The organism is Vibrio brasiliensis LMG 20546, assembly GCF_000189255.1.
Lineage (GTDB): Bacteria > Pseudomonadota > Gammaproteobacteria > Enterobacterales > Vibrionaceae > Vibrio > Vibrio brasiliensis.
This window is the reverse complement of sequence record NZ_AEVS01000015.1, coordinates 1-16,566: the sequence shown is the minus strand read 5'-3', so window position 1 is coordinate 16,566 and position 16,566 is coordinate 1. Positions and strand designations below refer to the sequence as shown.

General features: G+C 45.7%; 12 protein-coding genes and 1 riboswitch. Of the genes, 5 read left to right on the top strand and 7 right to left on the bottom strand.

Features of this window, described 5'->3' with window-relative positions:
* Window position 1: 1 nt before the first annotated feature.
* The 6 genes from mshL to RH46_RS03145 form a co-directional block, all read right to left on the bottom strand.
* The gene (mshL, locus tag RH46_RS03170; protein ID WP_006877964.1) at window positions 2–1,657 is read right to left on the bottom strand and encodes a pilus (MSHA type) biogenesis protein MshL; all 1,656 of its coding nucleotides are present in this window, start codon (window positions 1,655–1,657) and stop codon (window positions 2–4) included.
* Window positions 1,658–1,671: 14 nt separating this feature from the next.
* Window positions 1,672–1,998, bottom strand: coding sequence for a hypothetical protein (locus tag RH46_RS03165; RefSeq protein WP_006877963.1), 327 nt, complete (start codon window positions 1,996–1,998; stop codon window positions 1,672–1,674).
* Window positions 1,991–2,641, bottom strand: a complete 651-nt coding sequence (gspM, locus tag RH46_RS03160; RefSeq protein ID WP_006877962.1) for a type II secretion system protein M — start codon at window positions 2,639–2,641, stop codon at window positions 1,991–1,993. Before gspM ends, RH46_RS03165 begins: the two co-directional genes overlap by 8 nt.
* Complete coding sequence (locus tag RH46_RS03155) at window positions 2,641–4,077, bottom strand: hypothetical protein (protein WP_006877961.1); 1,437 nt, start codon at window positions 4,075–4,077, stop codon at window positions 2,641–2,643. Before RH46_RS03155 ends, gspM begins: the two co-directional genes overlap by 1 nt.
* Window positions 4,078–4,083: 6 nt before the next feature.
* On the bottom strand, window positions 4,084–6,093 hold the full coding sequence (csrD, locus tag RH46_RS03150; RefSeq protein WP_006877960.1) for an RNase E specificity factor CsrD: 2,010 nt from the start codon (window positions 6,091–6,093) through the stop codon (window positions 4,084–4,086).
* Between the two features lie 173 nt (window positions 6,094–6,266).
* The gene (locus RH46_RS03145; RefSeq protein WP_006877959.1) at window positions 6,267–6,800 is read right to left on the bottom strand and encodes a single-stranded DNA-binding protein; all 534 of its coding nucleotides are present in this window, start codon (window positions 6,798–6,800) and stop codon (window positions 6,267–6,269) included.
* A 259-nt stretch (window positions 6,801–7,059) separates the two neighbouring features.
* Between RH46_RS03145 and RH46_RS03140 the strand changes: the two genes are divergently transcribed.
* From RH46_RS03140 to RH46_RS03125, 4 genes are all read left to right on the top strand, one after another.
* On the top strand, window positions 7,060–7,737 hold the full coding sequence (locus RH46_RS03140) for a response regulator transcription factor (protein ID WP_006877958.1): 678 nt from the start codon (window positions 7,060–7,062) through the stop codon (window positions 7,735–7,737).
* 114 nt (window positions 7,738–7,851) lie between these two features.
* Complete coding sequence (gene galU, locus RH46_RS03135; protein WP_006877957.1) at window positions 7,852–8,727, top strand: UTP--glucose-1-phosphate uridylyltransferase GalU; 876 nt, start codon at window positions 7,852–7,854, stop codon at window positions 8,725–8,727.
* 135 nt (window positions 8,728–8,862) lie between these two features.
* Window positions 8,863–11,685, top strand: coding sequence for an excinuclease ABC subunit UvrA (gene uvrA / locus RH46_RS03130; RefSeq protein WP_006877956.1), 2,823 nt, complete (start codon window positions 8,863–8,865; stop codon window positions 11,683–11,685).
* Between the two features lie 69 nt (window positions 11,686–11,754).
* A complete protein-coding gene (locus tag RH46_RS03125; RefSeq protein ID WP_006877955.1) occupies window positions 11,755–13,530 on the top strand; it encodes a PglL family O-oligosaccharyltransferase in 1,776 nt (591 codons plus the stop codon).
* 28 nt (window positions 13,531–13,558) lie between these two features.
* Here the strand turns inward: RH46_RS03125 and RH46_RS03120 are convergent, their stop codons facing one another.
* Complete coding sequence (locus RH46_RS03120) at window positions 13,559–14,680, bottom strand: pyridoxal-phosphate-dependent aminotransferase family protein (protein ID WP_006877954.1); 1,122 nt, start codon at window positions 14,678–14,680, stop codon at window positions 13,559–13,561.
* Between the two features lie 225 nt (window positions 14,681–14,905).
* A riboswitch (Lysine riboswitch) is annotated at window positions 14,906–15,083 on the top strand.
* A 113-nt stretch (window positions 15,084–15,196) separates the two neighbouring features.
* On the opposite strand from RH46_RS03120, the gene lysC reads away from it, so the two are divergent.
* Window positions 15,197–16,549, top strand: a complete 1,353-nt coding sequence (lysC, locus tag RH46_RS03115; protein WP_006877953.1) for a lysine-sensitive aspartokinase 3 — start codon at window positions 15,197–15,199, stop codon at window positions 16,547–16,549.
* Window positions 16,550–16,566 lie beyond the last annotated feature (17 nt).

Genomic DNA, 16,566 nt, shown 5'->3' with positions numbered 1-16,566 from the left:
GTTACTGCTGCTCGTCAGGAAACCACTCTTGTAATAAATCTCTGGAACGTTCTAACTCTTTCTGCCAGGTGTTAATACCGACAACTGACGGTTTGAGTAGAATCACCAGCTCCGTTTTTTGCGTTAATTGACTGGTATTACGGAACAGATGACCAAGTGCAGGCACATCGCCTAAAAACGGCACTTTGGATACCTGTTCAACAGTATTCGATTTCATTAACCCACCAATGACGACCACGTCCCCATCTTGCGCACGGATGACAGAGTCTGACTCACGAATCGAACTGGTTGCCAGAGGTAAGGTAAGACTGTTAGAGCCGTAATTAATCTCTTTCTGCTCTTGGGTTACATCGATAACTGCTGGGTGAACGTGCAGCAACACATTCCCCTGATCATCAATCTGCGGCGTTACATCCAACGAGATGCCAGAGAAAAATGGCGTAAGCTCAATATCTGTTGTGGTATTGGTTGTAGAGCTGCTCGAGTCAGTATTGGCTGAAAAATCGGTCACAAAGTAGCTGTCTGTACCAACCTTAATCACCGCTTTCTGGTTGTTCGATGCCGTTACACGCGGACTTGAAAGTACATTGAGATCGCCTTGCGTCGCCATAAAGCTCAACACTGCCTCAAAACTACCACTGGAAATAACCAGGTTGGACTGTCCGCCTAACAAGGTACCAATAGCATCTAAACCAGGCAGAGTGACAGGTAAACCGGTTGTGGAGTCTTTAATGGTAGAGCCCTGACCCAGTGTGTAATTTGTGCCATTTGAGGTGAAGGCTTTCGACCAGTTAATGCCTTGTTGATAACCATCACTCAAGGTCACTTCAAGGATCTTAGCTTCGAGAATAACCTGACGGTGCATTCGTTGCTGGGATACCATCAAGAAGTTACGAATCTCTCGAATTTCATCAGGAAAAGCACGCACAGTGATGACGCTCGCTTGCGGGCTAACCACTACGCTCTGACCGCTGCCTGAACCGATTAGTTGCGATACTGCACTTTCTAACTGCGGCCAGAAGTCACTTTCGTTGATGGTTTCAATCTCAGTACCACCACGTGTCGAGTTGGTAGAGCTGCTGTTAGAAGATGACGAAGAGTTAGAATCCGAAGAGGAGCTTGATGAACTGCCGTCTGTATTGGTAATCGTTCCGGTTGAGATGGAAGTAAGTGAGCGCCCTGAGCGCTTAAACTGAAGATAATCGACCGGAAGAGTGACAGTCCGTAAACCAGCAGGGTATATCTGAATTACATTGCCCGTTTTAACCACATCATATCCATACATGTCCTGAACAACAGACAGTACTTCATCAAGAGAAACATCACTTAAATTAACGGTTATTTCGCCAGTGACATCTGGGTGAATAGCAGCACTGAATTCGGTGCCTTTAACTAAGCTGGTAAAAAATGCTTTAGCCTCAACGCCATTTGCCTTGATTCGAAAACGTTTAATGGTCTGGTTTGCAGACATATCATCGCTAACCAGTTCCGGCATCAAGTCCGCTTCAACAGAAGGTGGCAAGGTTTCAAGGCTACGGCTATTTTGCTCATTAATCACTTGATTGAGTGCACTCTTAGCCTCTATCGGGTCGCGATGCCCCATAGAACAACCAGCTAATAGCGATGTAATCGTGATTGCGATAGCGAGTTTACGCATATATTTCACTGACCTTACTGTTTAACTTCCATAGAGAAGAGTTCTAATTTCCATTGCTGCTTACCGCGAGATAGAATCACAGCGTCTGAATCTACCTGATTTAATCGATAACCATTTATCAATTCGCCTACTAGTCGCACTTCTCCTGACAAGGTCGCGGAGCAGTTCTTCTCATCCAGACAAACTATGGCTTGTAACCTTGGTAAAGGTGGACGAACCTTTTTTGGTTTGGCACTAGGCTGCTCTTGCTTGGTCCAGCCCAAAGGAGCGGTAGGATCCTGCGCAGACCAGGCATTTGTTGCAAAAAGCATTAATACGGCTATTAGCCACTTGTTAACCACCAATAAACTCCTGTCTGGAACCTAGAGTATAAACCTCGAGCACTAACCGAGCGATTGGATGAGCTTCGACTGTGTATTGAAAGCTCCGCCAGTAATACTTCATGGGTAAGCTTTCTAGCGTTTCCAAGTAGTCGACGATAGCAAAGTAGTTACCCGTCACCTCAAGTCTGACTGGATGTAAGTAGTAACTCGACAATGTCTCTGATTGCTCATTACTTACAATCGGTTCCGCCTTCATTGACTCAAGTGCAACCAGTTTTAAACCTTTTGTCCCCGCGAGTACGTCTTCCAACAATAATGCCATCTCACTAGGTGAAATCAGGTTCTCAACGATTTCTGCTAACTGTTGCGAAAGATTCTGACTCTCTGCCATCAAACGTTTGAACTCCATATTGAGTTCTTGGTCAGGGTCCTTTTTAAGTTTAGCCGTCATTAACAAGATGTCGGCTTCCAGGCGTTGTGCGTTAAGCTTAGTTGCAGAAATCTGCTTCACTACCGCCTGATTGCTCTTAAGCGCAGGCTCGACCAGAAAGGTAAATAGCCCCAAGCCTAAAACAACCACCCCACACAAAGCGATCAACCATTTTTCCCGAGCACTAAGTTGAGCAAACTTTTCCTGCCACTGCTGCCAATACTGCTGCATTAATTGCTCTCCTGAGTCGTCTTAAGCTCAAAGGTAATGATGCCTTGATCGTTACGGCCTATTTTTAGTTTTTCAAAGCTTCGACCAACCAAGTCCAACTCTGACTTAAACTGATTGATCCAGCTTGGTATGGCTTGCGGATTTCGCGCTAAGCCAGATAAATCAAGCGTTGTCGCATTAATTGAAATCTTACTCAATGAAATATCATTGCGTCCCAGAGCGGCCAGTGAGCGCATCACTCCGGAATAGCCTATCTGCTGACTCTCATCGAACTCACTAACCGCTTGAAGAGAGTTGCGCTTCGCCTCTATTTCGAGTTTTAGCCGCGCTACGGCCGCTACCTTAGCAGGGGTAGGTTTATGTTGATTTAACCTCTGGGTTAAGCTGGCGGACTGTCTTTCAAATTCAGCTACCTCTGCACGGTACAATTGCAGCTCTTGAGCTAACTGAGACTTTTGATAGTTCAACACAGCAGCACTAAGTAATAGAACAGTACTGACTACACCCCATACCAAGGCGACATTGGTTAAAGTGAAATAGTCCTTCTTAGTTTTGAGCTCTGATGGGAAAAGGTTGATCTCTGCCTCTTCCAGCTCCTGTGCCGTTTGCACCAGTATCTCGCCAGACTCTTGTTGAGCTTCAGATAGCAGTGACACTTTGACACTTAGCGTTTCACTCAAAGCCTCGACTATCTGTTGTTGTTCCTCTTCATCACAACAGATTTGCATGTGATGAAGTGAGACACTCCTTAACTGAGACGAGAGATAATCAATTGAACGTTGAAGCTCTAACGCTATACCATCTAGCTGTAACACGCTGCTGGCAACACCGGTCAGAGGAGAAGCGATACCACGAATCGTTCTTTGGAACGCACATTGGGATCCAACGAAAGCGCTGACTCTGAACTGACTTTGCTTGCTACGCTGAAGCAGTAAAAAGTTGGCTGACTCGCTGGTATGGCCCCAGACTTCATCCTCGACTAAGACTCTGTTTAGCTCGATATTTAATGCTTTCAGGCTGTGGTATAAGTTACTGACCACTGTACGTGACAGAACATAAACTTGTAGCTTACTGCTATTGGGGAGAGCCACAGCGTCCGCGACTATCTCAGTAACTCGCTCACTAACCAGATCTTTGAGTAAAAACGGCAATGCACCAGCGAGTTCATCATCTGGAACACTTGGCTTTTCAATCTGATAGGTTTGGTACAGGTTCGAGTTCACTACCACATCCAGAGCAACCTCTGAGATATTTGATTCTCGTAACGTATCTAGCAGAGTTTCTTGCCATGAAGAACCTTGATAAGGGACTGACGGCGCCAACTCAACATCAGGCAAAGAAGAGAAATAGAGCGCGTCAGGCTGCACAACAACGCTTAGCCGCCTTGCCATCTGTTTACTGCGTTTGATCTTACTGATCAGTGATTGAATGTTCATTCTGCTCTATGTTCTTCGCCAGCGATTTCGTCGCCCTATTTGTACTTTGCTTGAAGGGGTAGCCACTTTTTTCTTAGCCGTTTGCAGAGGCAATAGCTGTTTCTCTGCAGATAAGTATCGCCCCTGAATACCGTGTACACCCAAATCTATGATGGTTTTGTACTCTTGTTTATTATCGACCCCGACCGCAATAACCTGAGTTTTTAGTCCCGCACAAGCCCCAAGCAAACTGCGGACAAAGAGTTGGTTCTCATGACGCTGATCGATCTTCTTCACTAAGCTGCGATGGAGTTTTAAATAACTCACAGGAAGCTCTTTAAGATAGTGAGTACTAACTATAGAACGTCCTGCTTGCCCAATTGCAACCTGACACCCCAAACCTGCGATCATTTTGCTGACCGGACGCATATAGTCTAGGTGCTTGACTAATCGAGCCTCAGCAAACTCAAAGATTAAGCGAGCCCTTTGCTCAGAAGGCAATTGCAACAACTCATCTCGAAACCATTTAAAGTAGCTGCGATCGGCAAAAGGAACGACGTGTAAGTTAATCGAAAAAGTCGATGTATCTTTTGACTCAGTTAAGTACCGCCTGATCGTTGTGATCGTTGCTATATCAAGCTTGGTTTCATAGCCGACCGACTCAATCGCTGAGTTAAATCTCGACGCTTTAATCACTCCTTTTTCAGGATCATTGATGCGAGCGAACAGTTCAAAGTGGTCAACTTTATTATCTTGCTGATGATTTAATAAATAGCACGGCTGAGAAAAGACATACAAATGTTCTGGTTTTAAGGCGACATCAAACAGAGTCCGCCAGCGAACACTGCCACGATCTTCATCCGGCCCAACATGCTTCTGAAAACGGCTCCAGGTATTGATGTTTTGCAGCTGAGCACTCTTTAACGCCGTCTCTGCCTCATCAATGATTCGCCCTTGGCTTTCTCCTTCGCGGTACATACTAACGCCAATATGCACCCAATTGTCCATTTCTAGCGGAGAAGGAGGGTTGAGTTTAGCGAGTTGTTTAAGACAATGAACTGCCATGTTAGAAACCTCTTTGCTCGACAGATTCGGCGCAAAGATAGCAAAGTCTGAACTATAGTAACGAGAAAGAATCACATCCGGATAACGTTGAATAACGTTGTTTAATCCTTCTCCGACTTCGATAAGAAAATCATTCGCAACTTGTTTACTCTGCTCTTCATGGATCTCTTCCCAGTCATCCACACGGATGATCAATACACCGCCATGTGAGCCATGCTCAGAGAGCGCTGCCTCTAGCTTGCTATCAAACAGCACACGATTCGCCGCGCCTGTAAGTTGATCTAAAAATGTCTGAGTCCGGATAAAGGTATCGAATCGACTTCTCTCTTGGCGAGCATCCTGTAACTCTTCAATCAGTCGGTCTAATGCTTCACTGGCAGTATACGGCCACTCTTTTAAGTCGCCCTTTGCGTACTCTTCTACCCGTCCGGCTAAGATCATCCGTCCACGTTCTTCAAGCAATTCTGAGCCGTGTAACTGCTCTTTAAGCCATTTGAGACCGCGAAGAAGGCAGAAAACAATCAATCCAACCGCTAAAGTGGTCGACCATAAAGCTTGTAAGGAGTATCCATACCCTATGTAGGGAGGGACCGCTTTAAAACGGATGCTATAGCCGTCGTTGCGCTCTAGGGTATATTGAGTTTGGTATAGCAACGAAGCATCGACTTTAGAGGCAGTATCTTTAAATCGGTAGATCACACCGTAGGAAGAGTGCAATTCCATCTCAACAATATTAGAGGCTTGAAGCATTTTAGGCATCCATCTTTGCAGCGAATAGGCTGCATCAGGATCTTCCATCTCTTTATCTACCACTTCAACAATGCCCTTTAGAGAGTGGTCCAGATACTCTTGCCCTAATCGTTTAAAAGATAAAGTGCCACCAAGAAAAAGGATAAACATCGCACTCGTGACAATAACAGTCACAAAAGCGACAAGTCTGGTGCTCAACTTTAAGGTAGGGGTGTACCTCATGGATAAAGAATTCCTTTTCTCAGCATACGATTTAAAATCTGCAGGATGCTAATCGATAAATAGTAACTTAGCTAGCCTTCCTTACCTGACACTTAAGGAGCTATTTCGTATTTCACATTATTTACTATATAAAAAAGCCGCGACTTGCGCGGCTTTTTTTCAATAACAAGCACTTAGAATGGGATGTCGTCATCAAAATCCATTGGTGGCTCATTGTATTGAGGCTGAGCTTGTTGTGGTTGTGACTGAGGCTGCTGTGCAGGTTGATGCTGCATAGCTGGCTGTTGAGGTTGTCCCCAACCACCTTGTTGTGGTTGTGACTGTCCCATACCTTGTGCAGGAGCGCCGCCCTGAGCACGACCGCCAAGCATCTGCATTACGCCATTGAAACCCTGTACAACAACTTCTGTTGTGTAGCGGTCTTGACCATTTTGGTCTTGCCATTTGCGAGTCTGAAGTTGACCTTCAACATAAACCTGAGAACCTTTACGCAGGTACTCGCCCGCAACTTCCGCAAGCTTGCCAAACAGAGCAACACGGTGCCATTCTGTTTTTTCACGCTGCTCGCCAGTTGCCTTGTCGCGCCATGATTCAGACGTTGCGATAGTGATATTTGCCACTGCACCGCCGCTAGGCATGTAACGTATTTCCGGGTCTGAGCCCAGATTACCTACTAAAATAACTTTGTTAACTCCACGGCTAGCCATGTTTCGCTCCGTCTAAATTGGTAATGATAGATAAATAGCGCAATAGGATAACATGCTTTGCGCTAGGGACAAATTCCTCTGCTGACAATGTCCCCCGTTCCTAGGATAACTCCTACTAGTCTAAGCCGTTTTTTAGACCCCAATCCAACACTAGCTACTCTGAGTAATTCATGAATTACTTTTTGTCATGAATTCAAATCCAAACTCCACACCTCGATTAGCACTGGTCGCTTCATTGCAGCACTCTATGAGTGCACTAATGCAAACACACAGGAACAATAACAATGAACAAAAAATATATACCAGAACTATTCACTTTCTAACGGAGAACGTTAATGCTAAATCTCCACTTATTGATAAACTTGAACAGCATCTCGAGTTACCTATCCCCCGCATGCAACCGAGCGATCTTCTGTTAGCATTACAACAGCATAAACACCGTATATTGTTGATTGACCACTACGCCTATACCAGACTAAAGAGCCAGATTCGTAATCTGCCCCTTGCTGACAAATCCTTTGAAACCATCATTTTTAATGTCTCGCATCGACTCTCCACTGACGAAATTCTCGCCTTTGGTCACCTCAAGGGCTTGTTCTATCAAGAAGAGACCATAGAGAATATGGCCAAACAGTGTAAAGACATTATTAACGGTGAAAACTGCTTGCCGAGCAAAGTGTCTGCACAATTACTATACTACTATCGCAGTGTTGTTGACTCACAAACCACCCCAGCAACGGTCGACCTGACCATTCGGGAACTGCAGATTCTGCGTTGCTTAATTTCCGGGTCTTCTAATACTCAAATAGCCGAAGATATGTTTATTAGTGAGTTCACCGTCAAATCTCATCTGCAGAAAATATTTAAGAAATTGTGTGTCAAAAATCGCGCTCAGGCCGCTTCGTGGGCGAGACAACATATGAACCCCATATCCTGACGCACATAGTTGACACGAAATTGCTATAAAACTGGCGTATTCATTATCTATTCATTCAAAGCATGATATTGTTGCGCCAGTTAGGAATTCAGTTAACAGTTAAAGGGTTGAATAATGATCAAAAAGTGTCTTTTCCCGGCTGCCGGTTACGGTACACGTTTCTTACCTGCCACAAAATCAATGCCGAAGGAAATGATGCCAGTGGTGAATAAACCACTGATTGAGTATGGCGTTGAAGAAGCGATTCAAGCGGGTATGGACGGGATGTGTATTGTTACTGGTCGTGGTAAGCACTCCATCATGGATCACTTTGACAAGAACTACGAACTTGAGCATCAGATCAGCGGCACCAATAAAGAAGATCTACTGATTGATATCCGTGACATTATCGACTCTGCAAACTTTACCTACATCCGCCAGCGAGAGATGAAAGGCCTCGGTCACGCTATCTTGACCGGAAAAGAGTTGATCGGTGATGAACCATTTGCCGTAGTACTGGCCGATGACTTGTGTGTCAATGAACAGGAAGGCGTGCTTGCCCAAATGGTTGCACTGTTTAAACAGTTCCGCTGCTCCATTGTTGCCGTACAGGAAGTGCCTGAAAGTGAAACTCACAAATATGGCGTCATTTCCGGCGAAATGATTAAAGACGATATCTTCAGAGTTGATGATATGGTTGAAAAACCAGAGCCTGGTACTGCACCAAGTAACCTTGCAATCATTGGTCGCTATATTCTGACCCCGGATATCTTTGAGCTGATCGAAAACACTGAACCAGGTAAAGGTGGTGAGATTCAGATAACCGACGCTCTTCTTAAACAAGCAAAAGCGGGTTGTGTTCTGGCGTACAAATTCAAAGGTCAGCGCTTTGACTGTGGTAGCGTTGAAGGCTACATTGAAGCGACTAACTACTGCTTCGAAAACCTTTACCTAAAAGACACCAAAAAATCTGAACTAGGTAAGCAGAAAACAACTAAAGAAGAAGCGTAAACCGCCCAAACGATTCTCAAGGCAGTGTTTCTATCGCTGCCTTTTTTATTACTGTTTTTTTATCCAGTATTTTCTTTGCACAATTCTCACTCTATGTAATACTTAGCCGACTTGTTTTTGCATAGAGTAATGAAAATGGATCAGATCGAAGTCCGCGGTGCCCGAACCCATAACCTGAAAAACATTAACCTAACCATCCCACGTGACAAACTGATTGTTATCACTGGCCTGTCCGGTTCTGGTAAGTCCTCCCTCGCCTTCGATACACTCTATGCGGAAGGTCAGCGTCGATACGTAGAATCGCTATCTGCCTATGCTCGTCAGTTTTTGTCCTTGATGGAAAAGCCTGATGTAGACCACATTGAAGGTTTGTCCCCGGCGATTTCTATCGAACAAAAATCCACTTCACACAACCCGCGTTCAACAGTGGGTACCATTACTGAAGTGTATGACTATCTGCGTCTTCTTTATGCGCGTGTCGGTGAACCTCGTTGTCCTGAACACAAGGTTCCTTTGGCCGCGCAAACAATCTCACAAATGGTCGATAAAGTTCTCGAGTTACCTGCAGGTTCTAAAATGATGCTGCTTGCACCAATCGTCAAAGAACGTAAAGGTGAGCATGTTAAAACGCTGGAAAACCTCGCTGCACAAGGCTTTATCAGAGCTCGTATTGATGGTGAAACCTGCGATCTTTCAGATCCACCGACATTAGAACTACACAAAAAGCACACTATCGAAGTTGTGGTTGATCGCTTTAAAGTCCGTGATGATCTACAACAGCGTCTTGCGGAGTCGTTCGAAACCACTCTTGAGCTTTCAGGTGGCATTGCCGTCGTCACAGCTATGGATGGCGATGGCGAAGAGATAGTCTTTTCTGCCAATTTTGCCTGTCCACATTGTGGCTATAGCATGCAAGAGTTAGAACCTCGCCTGTTCTCTTTCAATAATCCGGCAGGTGCATGTAATACCTGTGATGGCCTTGGTGTACAACAGTATTTTGATCCTGCAAGAGTAATTGTTGATGACTCACTAAGCTTGGCCCAAGGTGCGATTCGTGGTTGGGATCAGAAGAACTACTACTACTTCCAAATGCTGACCTCGCTAGCTGAGCACTATGGCTTCGATCTACACGAGCCCTTCAAATCTCTGCCTAAGAAGACCCGGGACATTATTCTTACTGGCTCTGGCAGAACAGAAATTGAGTTTAACTACATCAATGATCGTGGTGACATTCGCGTAAAACGCCATCCGTTTGAAGGGATTCTCAATACCCTTGAGCGTCGATACCGTGATACTGAGTCCAACGCGGTTCGAGAAGATTTGGCGAAATACATTTCTACTAAAACGTGTTCAAGCTGTGATGGTAGCCGCCTGCGTCTGGAAGCACGTAATGTATTCATTGGTGACACTACCCTACCGGAAATCGTAGAGCTGAGTATCGCTGATGCATTAGAGTTCTTCTCTGCTCTTCAGTTGGCAGGCCAAAAAGCTCAAATTGCCGATAAGGTGATGAAAGAGATTAATGACCGCCTGCAGTTTCTGGTTAATGTTGGACTTAATTACCTCAACCTTTCACGCAGTGCAGAAACACTGTCTGGCGGTGAGGCACAACGTATCCGTCTGGCTAGTCAAATTGGTGCAGGCCTGGTTGGCGTAATGTATGTGCTTGATGAACCATCTATTGGTCTCCACCAACGCGATAACGAACGTCTGCTAAAAACATTGACTCACTTGCGTGATCTGGGCAATACCGTACTGGTTGTAGAACATGACGAAGATGCTATCCGCATGGCCGACCATGTGATTGATATTGGTCCTGGCGCTGGTGTTCATGGCGGTAGTGTCGTAGCAGAAGGCACAATGGAAGATATCCTTGCTAACCCGAACTCACTGACGGGTCAGTACTTGAGTGGTGTCAAAGAGATTGCCGTACCTAAGCAGCGTACACCAAAAGATCCGAAGAAGGTTGTCGAGCTAATCGGCGCGTCAGGCAACAACCTAAAAGACGTTTCGTTACAAATTCCAGTCGGCCTGTTCAGTTGTATTACCGGTGTTTCAGGCTCAGGTAAATCAACCTTGATTAACGATACCTTCTTTAAGATTGCTCATACCCAATTGAACGGCGCAACAACGGCAATGCCAGCACCGTACAAGAAAATAAAAGGCTTAGAGCACTTTGATAAAGTAATTGATATTGACCAAAGCCCTATCGGCCGCACCCCACGCTCTAACCCTGCGACCTATACCGGTATTTTCACTCCTATCCGTGAGCTGTTTGCAGGAACCCAAGAAGCACGTTCACGTGGTTATAAACCAGGACGTTTTAGTTTCAACGTTCGCGGTGGTCGTTGTGAAGCTTGTCAGGGGGACGGGGTGATTAAGGTCGAAATGCACTTCCTGCCGGATGTGTATGTACCTTGTGATGTATGTAAGGGTAAGCGCTACAATCGAGAAACTCTTGAAGTGCGCTACAAAGGCAAGACCATTGATGAAGCATTAGAAATGACGGTCGAAGATGCACGTCAGTTCTTCGATCCTGTCCCCGTAATTGCCCGTAAGCTGCAGACCTTGATCGACGTCGGTTTGTCATACATCCGTTTAGGTCAGGCAGCAACAACCTTATCAGGCGGTGAAGCACAACGAGTTAAACTCGCGCGTGAACTTTCTAAGCGTGACACAGGTAAAACACTCTACATTTTGGACGAACCTACAACTGGCCTGCATTTCCACGATATTCAGCAGTTGTTGAACGTATTGCACCGTCTACGTGACCATGGCAACACAGTGGTGGTTATCGAGCATAATCTCGATGTGATTAAAACGGCGGACTGGATTGTTGATCTTGGCCCTGAAGGCGGTCAGGGAGGTGGTGAAATCATTGCAACCGGGACACCTGAAGATGTGGCACTTATCGAAGGTTCTCATACTGCTAGATTCCTAAAACCTATGTTAAAATAATCACTAATGTGAGATTGATAGACCAGTGACCTTACATCACTGGTCTATTTGTTTAAGGTGTTATGATTTATGGCAACGGTACACGTAACAGGAACAGAACTTGAGTTAAAGGCGCCTAAACTGCCTTTAACCAAACCTTTCTTAGCTTCGCTAGGATTGGTATTTCTTGTCGCGATGCACTTTTTCATGCCTAACCCGGGCGGCTCAGGTCTTGCGCTCTCTTTTAATGCAACCACCTGGCTAATGCTCAGTCTCTCCCTTGCGATTGGATTATATCAATTAGGCACAGCTGGCTATTTAAGATACAACAAACTGACTATCGGCCTATTCATCTGCTGCATTATGATGACCTTGCCCGTCTTTTACGCGGCTTCAGCTCCAGCTCTTGCCGTGACGAGGCTATCGGGTCTCTGGGCTGGTTTGCTGTTATTTGTCGCTCTGCAGCAGTTCAGATTCAGTAATAAACAGAAGCAGCGCCTACTGTGGTTTATAACCATTGCCGTGTTTATTGAAGCCATATTTGGCTGGATTCAGTTCTTACTGTTAGAACCTGGCAACCCATTCGGTTATAACACGCTACAAAATCGCCCTTATGGTATTTTCCAGCAACCTAACGTGATGGCGAGCTTTCTTGCCACTGGACTTGCTCTGTCTGGCTACCTTCTGACTCGTCAACCCATCAAATACCAACGTCACATCAGTGAAGTCGCATTACTCTACATTATGCCTGTAGTGACCGTACCACTGCTGATTGTTTTAGGTTCAAGAACAGGCTGGCTGGCAGCGCTTCTATCAACAGCACTGGTTCTTCCCTACGTGTATCGTTTTGCGACCAGAAAACGAATGGCGGGCTGGTCACTGGCGATCTTACTTGGTGTTGGCCTGGGGTTTAGTTCGTTTATGCTGCCGGCTGAACAAGAGTCTGTAGCCAGTCAGAAAGTCCACCTTGAGAGCCCGAGAAAGTACACCTTCCCACAAGCATTGGACATGTTGATCGAAAAGCCATTTACTGGTTATGGCTACGGCCGGTTCGAAGCAGAATACATTGTTTACACTGCTCGTCAGCACCAGCTTAATGGCAACTATAAGCCAGGCTTAGCATCCATGGACCATCCGCATAATGAGCTACTCTACTGGGGTGTTGAAGGTGGATTGCTGCCCTTGCTGGCGATCGTTCTCGCCGCAGTTTTCGTTCTGGCTCGCCTTTCTCGAGCTAAGAAAGGCACCCGCCTGGCGATGTTCGGTCTGTTCGTTCCTATCGTCTTGCATAGCCAGTTAGAGTACCCATTTTACCACTCTGCCATTCACTGGATTACTTTTGTTATCCTGCTTTACTGGGTTGACCAGCGTACCAGCAGTTACCACCAAGTCTCATTCAGTATTATTTCGCAGGCTGCACTGCGTGTATTCAGCTTAGTTATGCCAATTGTGGCTGGTGTCTATTTGCTCAGTTCCCTACATACCAACTATGTCTTAACTCAGTTTGAACGCTCTCAGCCGAAAGACCCTGACATCCTTAATCAAGTATCCAATCCGATTGTTTGGCAAGACCGATATGACTGGGATATCTATAGTACTTTCCTCAATATTGGCTTGATTAAGCAACAAAACGAGTTTATTCAGCCATATATTGACTGGTCACTTAAGATCATCAAAGACAAGCCAAGACCCGCTTTTTACAACAACTTGATCCTGGCTTATTTAGGGCAAGGTGAAACCGTCAAAGCAGAACAAATTCGGAGCGAGGCCCAATTCCTGTTCCCCGATAAAGATTTCTCCGATATTGACTATATCCCACCGGATATCGATGCACTCAAAGCAGATAAAGAAGAGTATATGCGATAAAAAGGCGACCTATTGGTCGCCTTTTTATTTATTGATTAAGTGACTCTTCGAGGGCTCGCAGACAGAGCGCTACATTTTCAGATCGTGCACCATAGCCCATCAAACCAATTCGCCACGCCTTACCAGCCAATGCTCCCAGACCTGCGCCGATTTCCAGATTATAGGTCTCTAACAAATGAGTTCGAACTTTCGCCTCATCGATGCCCTCTGGAACATAAATAGCGTTAAGTTGCGGCAAGCGAGATTCCTGCTCAACGACAAACTCGAAGCCAAGCTTCTCAAGACCCAGTTTCAATTTCTCATGCATCTCGCGATGACGCGCCCATGCAGCTTCCAAACCTTCATTTTTGAGAATCAATAATGCCTCATGTAAGGCGTACAAGCTGTTCACCGGTGCCGTATGGTGATAACTACGCTTACCTTCACCACTCCAGTAACCCAGTACTAAGCTTTGATCAAGGAACCAGCTCTGTACCGGCGTTTTACGTGACTGAATTTTCTCAATTGCAGCAGGAGAGAAAGTCACTGGTGACAGACCCGGAACACAAGACAGACATTTCTGGCTACCAGAGTAAACCGCATCAAGTTGCCATTCATCGATTTTAAGTGGCACACCACCTAACGACGTCACGGCGTCCACAATAGTCAAAACGCCATACTGCTTAGCTAGCTTACCCAAAGCTTCAGCATCACTGCATGCACCTGTTGAAGTTTCAGCATGTACGAATGCCAGAACCTTAGCATCAGGGTTGGCTTTCAATGCCTGCTCGACTTTATCGACAGAGACTGGTGCGCCCCACTCATCATCAACGACTTCCGCAATGCCTCCTGCACGAACCACGTTCTCACGCATGCGTTCACCAAATACACCATTACGACACACAATGACTTTCTCACCAGGTTCAACCAGATTAACAAAACAGGTTTCCATCCCAGCGCTACCCGGCGCTGAGACCGCGATTGTAAATTCATTTTCAGTCTGGAAAGCGTACTTTAGTAGTGACTTGAGCTCATCCATCATAGCGACAAACAGCGGATCCAAATGTCCAACGGTAGGACGACTCAAAGCTTGCAATACTTGTGGGGAAATATCAGATGGACCAGGGCCCATAAGAATACGGTGGGGAGGAATAAAACTCTGAATCGTCATTAGCGGCTCCTTTTGAATTATCGTTTTCGTTCTATCTCTATTTATCAAACCACCTTAATCCAATTCTGCCGCCGCGACAATTAGCCCAAAGTAGCGAGGTCAAACCAGTGTCACAAGTTTGTTAAATTATAAATGACATAAAGTTAAAGAAAGCCATTGACATAGTTCACAGAAACACGTTCAATGCAGGTTATGTGGTGAATATTTATGCCACATGGCAAATTATTTTGCAGAAGAGGAGCACTGCCCAGGTAGACGTGTTGTGGAGCCACAAATCCAATACAACACCTTGAGGGGGAGTAGTGCCGAGATGGATCCGAATTGTCGGTTTGGGTCTGTCGGTTGTTAGGGCTGAATCCCTACAACTGTCATCAGCCCAGTCTGATGATGAGCTTCTGAGGTAAGTCATTCAAAAATAGACCTCTCTTTCGCTCAAATCTCTTCATCAAAGCAAAACATTGGATGTTGGTATAGCTACCAAAATTTTTTATTTCAGGAAGCCTTGGGAGAAATGCTGTGAGCAGTTTTAATGTAGCTAAATTTGGTGGAACTAGTGTCGCTAACTTTGAAGCGATGAGCCGTTGTGCTGCAATTATTGAAAGCAACCCGAACACTAAACTTGTCGTTAGTAGCGCATGTTCAGGTGTCACTAACCTACTGGTCGAATTAGCCAATGGCGTACAAGACCAAACTCGACGCAATGAAGTTTTAGCCAAGTTAGCTGAAATTCATGACGCCGTGTTAAATCAATTGGAAGATGCCACTCAAACGGCAACCGAGGTTTACGCCATCCTCGATACAGTGACTAGCCTCGCTGAAGCCGCATCAATTCAGTCTAGTCACAAACTGACTGATCACCTGGTTGCCTGTGGTGAACTCATGTCGACTCACCTGCTTACCCAACTCATGAAAGAGCGAGGTATCAATGCAGTACGCTTTGATATCCGTGACGTGTTACGTACCGACAGTAACTTTGGTAAGGCAGAGCCACAACTAGAGCAAATTTCTTCATTAGCACAGCAACGGTTAATTCCTCAGTGCCAAGGCTATGTCGTGGTGACTCAGGGCTTTATCGGTTCAGACAGCGAAGGTAACACTACGACTTTAGGCCGAGGCGGCAGTGACTATAGCGCCGCCTTGATTGCCGAAGCGGTAGAAGCTTCAGGACTGGAGATCTGGACTGATGTACCAGGTATCTACACCACGGATCCACGCATTGCACCAAAAGCATCACCGATTCCTGAAATTAGCTTCAGCGAAGCATCAGAGATGGCAAACTTTGGCGCTAAAATCCTTCACCCTTCAACACTGGTTCCGGCTTTACGCCACGATATTCCAGTCTTCGTCGGCTCATCAAAAGAGCCCGAGAAAGGTGGTACATGGATTCGTCACCAAGTTGAAAGCTCGCCACTATTTCGTGCTTTAGCACTGCGCTGTAATCAAACTATGGTGACATTACGCAGCGCGCAAATGTTCCATGCGTACGGTTTCTTAGCTAAAGTTTTCGAAATTCTAGCGAAACACAAAATCTCAGTAGACCTGATCACCACATCAGAAATCAGTGTGTCACTGACATTGGATCAGACCGACACCTCTGGCGGCGCACCACAACTACCAGAAGCAGCGCGTCTGGAACTTGAAGAATTGTGTACCGTAGAAGTTGAGCACAACCTCTGCCTTGTGGCTCTGATTGGTAACAATATGAGTGAAAGCAAAGGCTACGCAAAACAGGTTTTCGGCACACTCGAAGAGTTCAACCTACGCATGATCTGTTACGGTGCAAGCCCGCACAACCTGTGCTTCCTGGTCGATGAGTCAGTGTCACGATTAGCGATTCAGAAGTTGCATACTGAGTTGTTTGAGAAGTAGCGAGAAGCGAGAAGCGA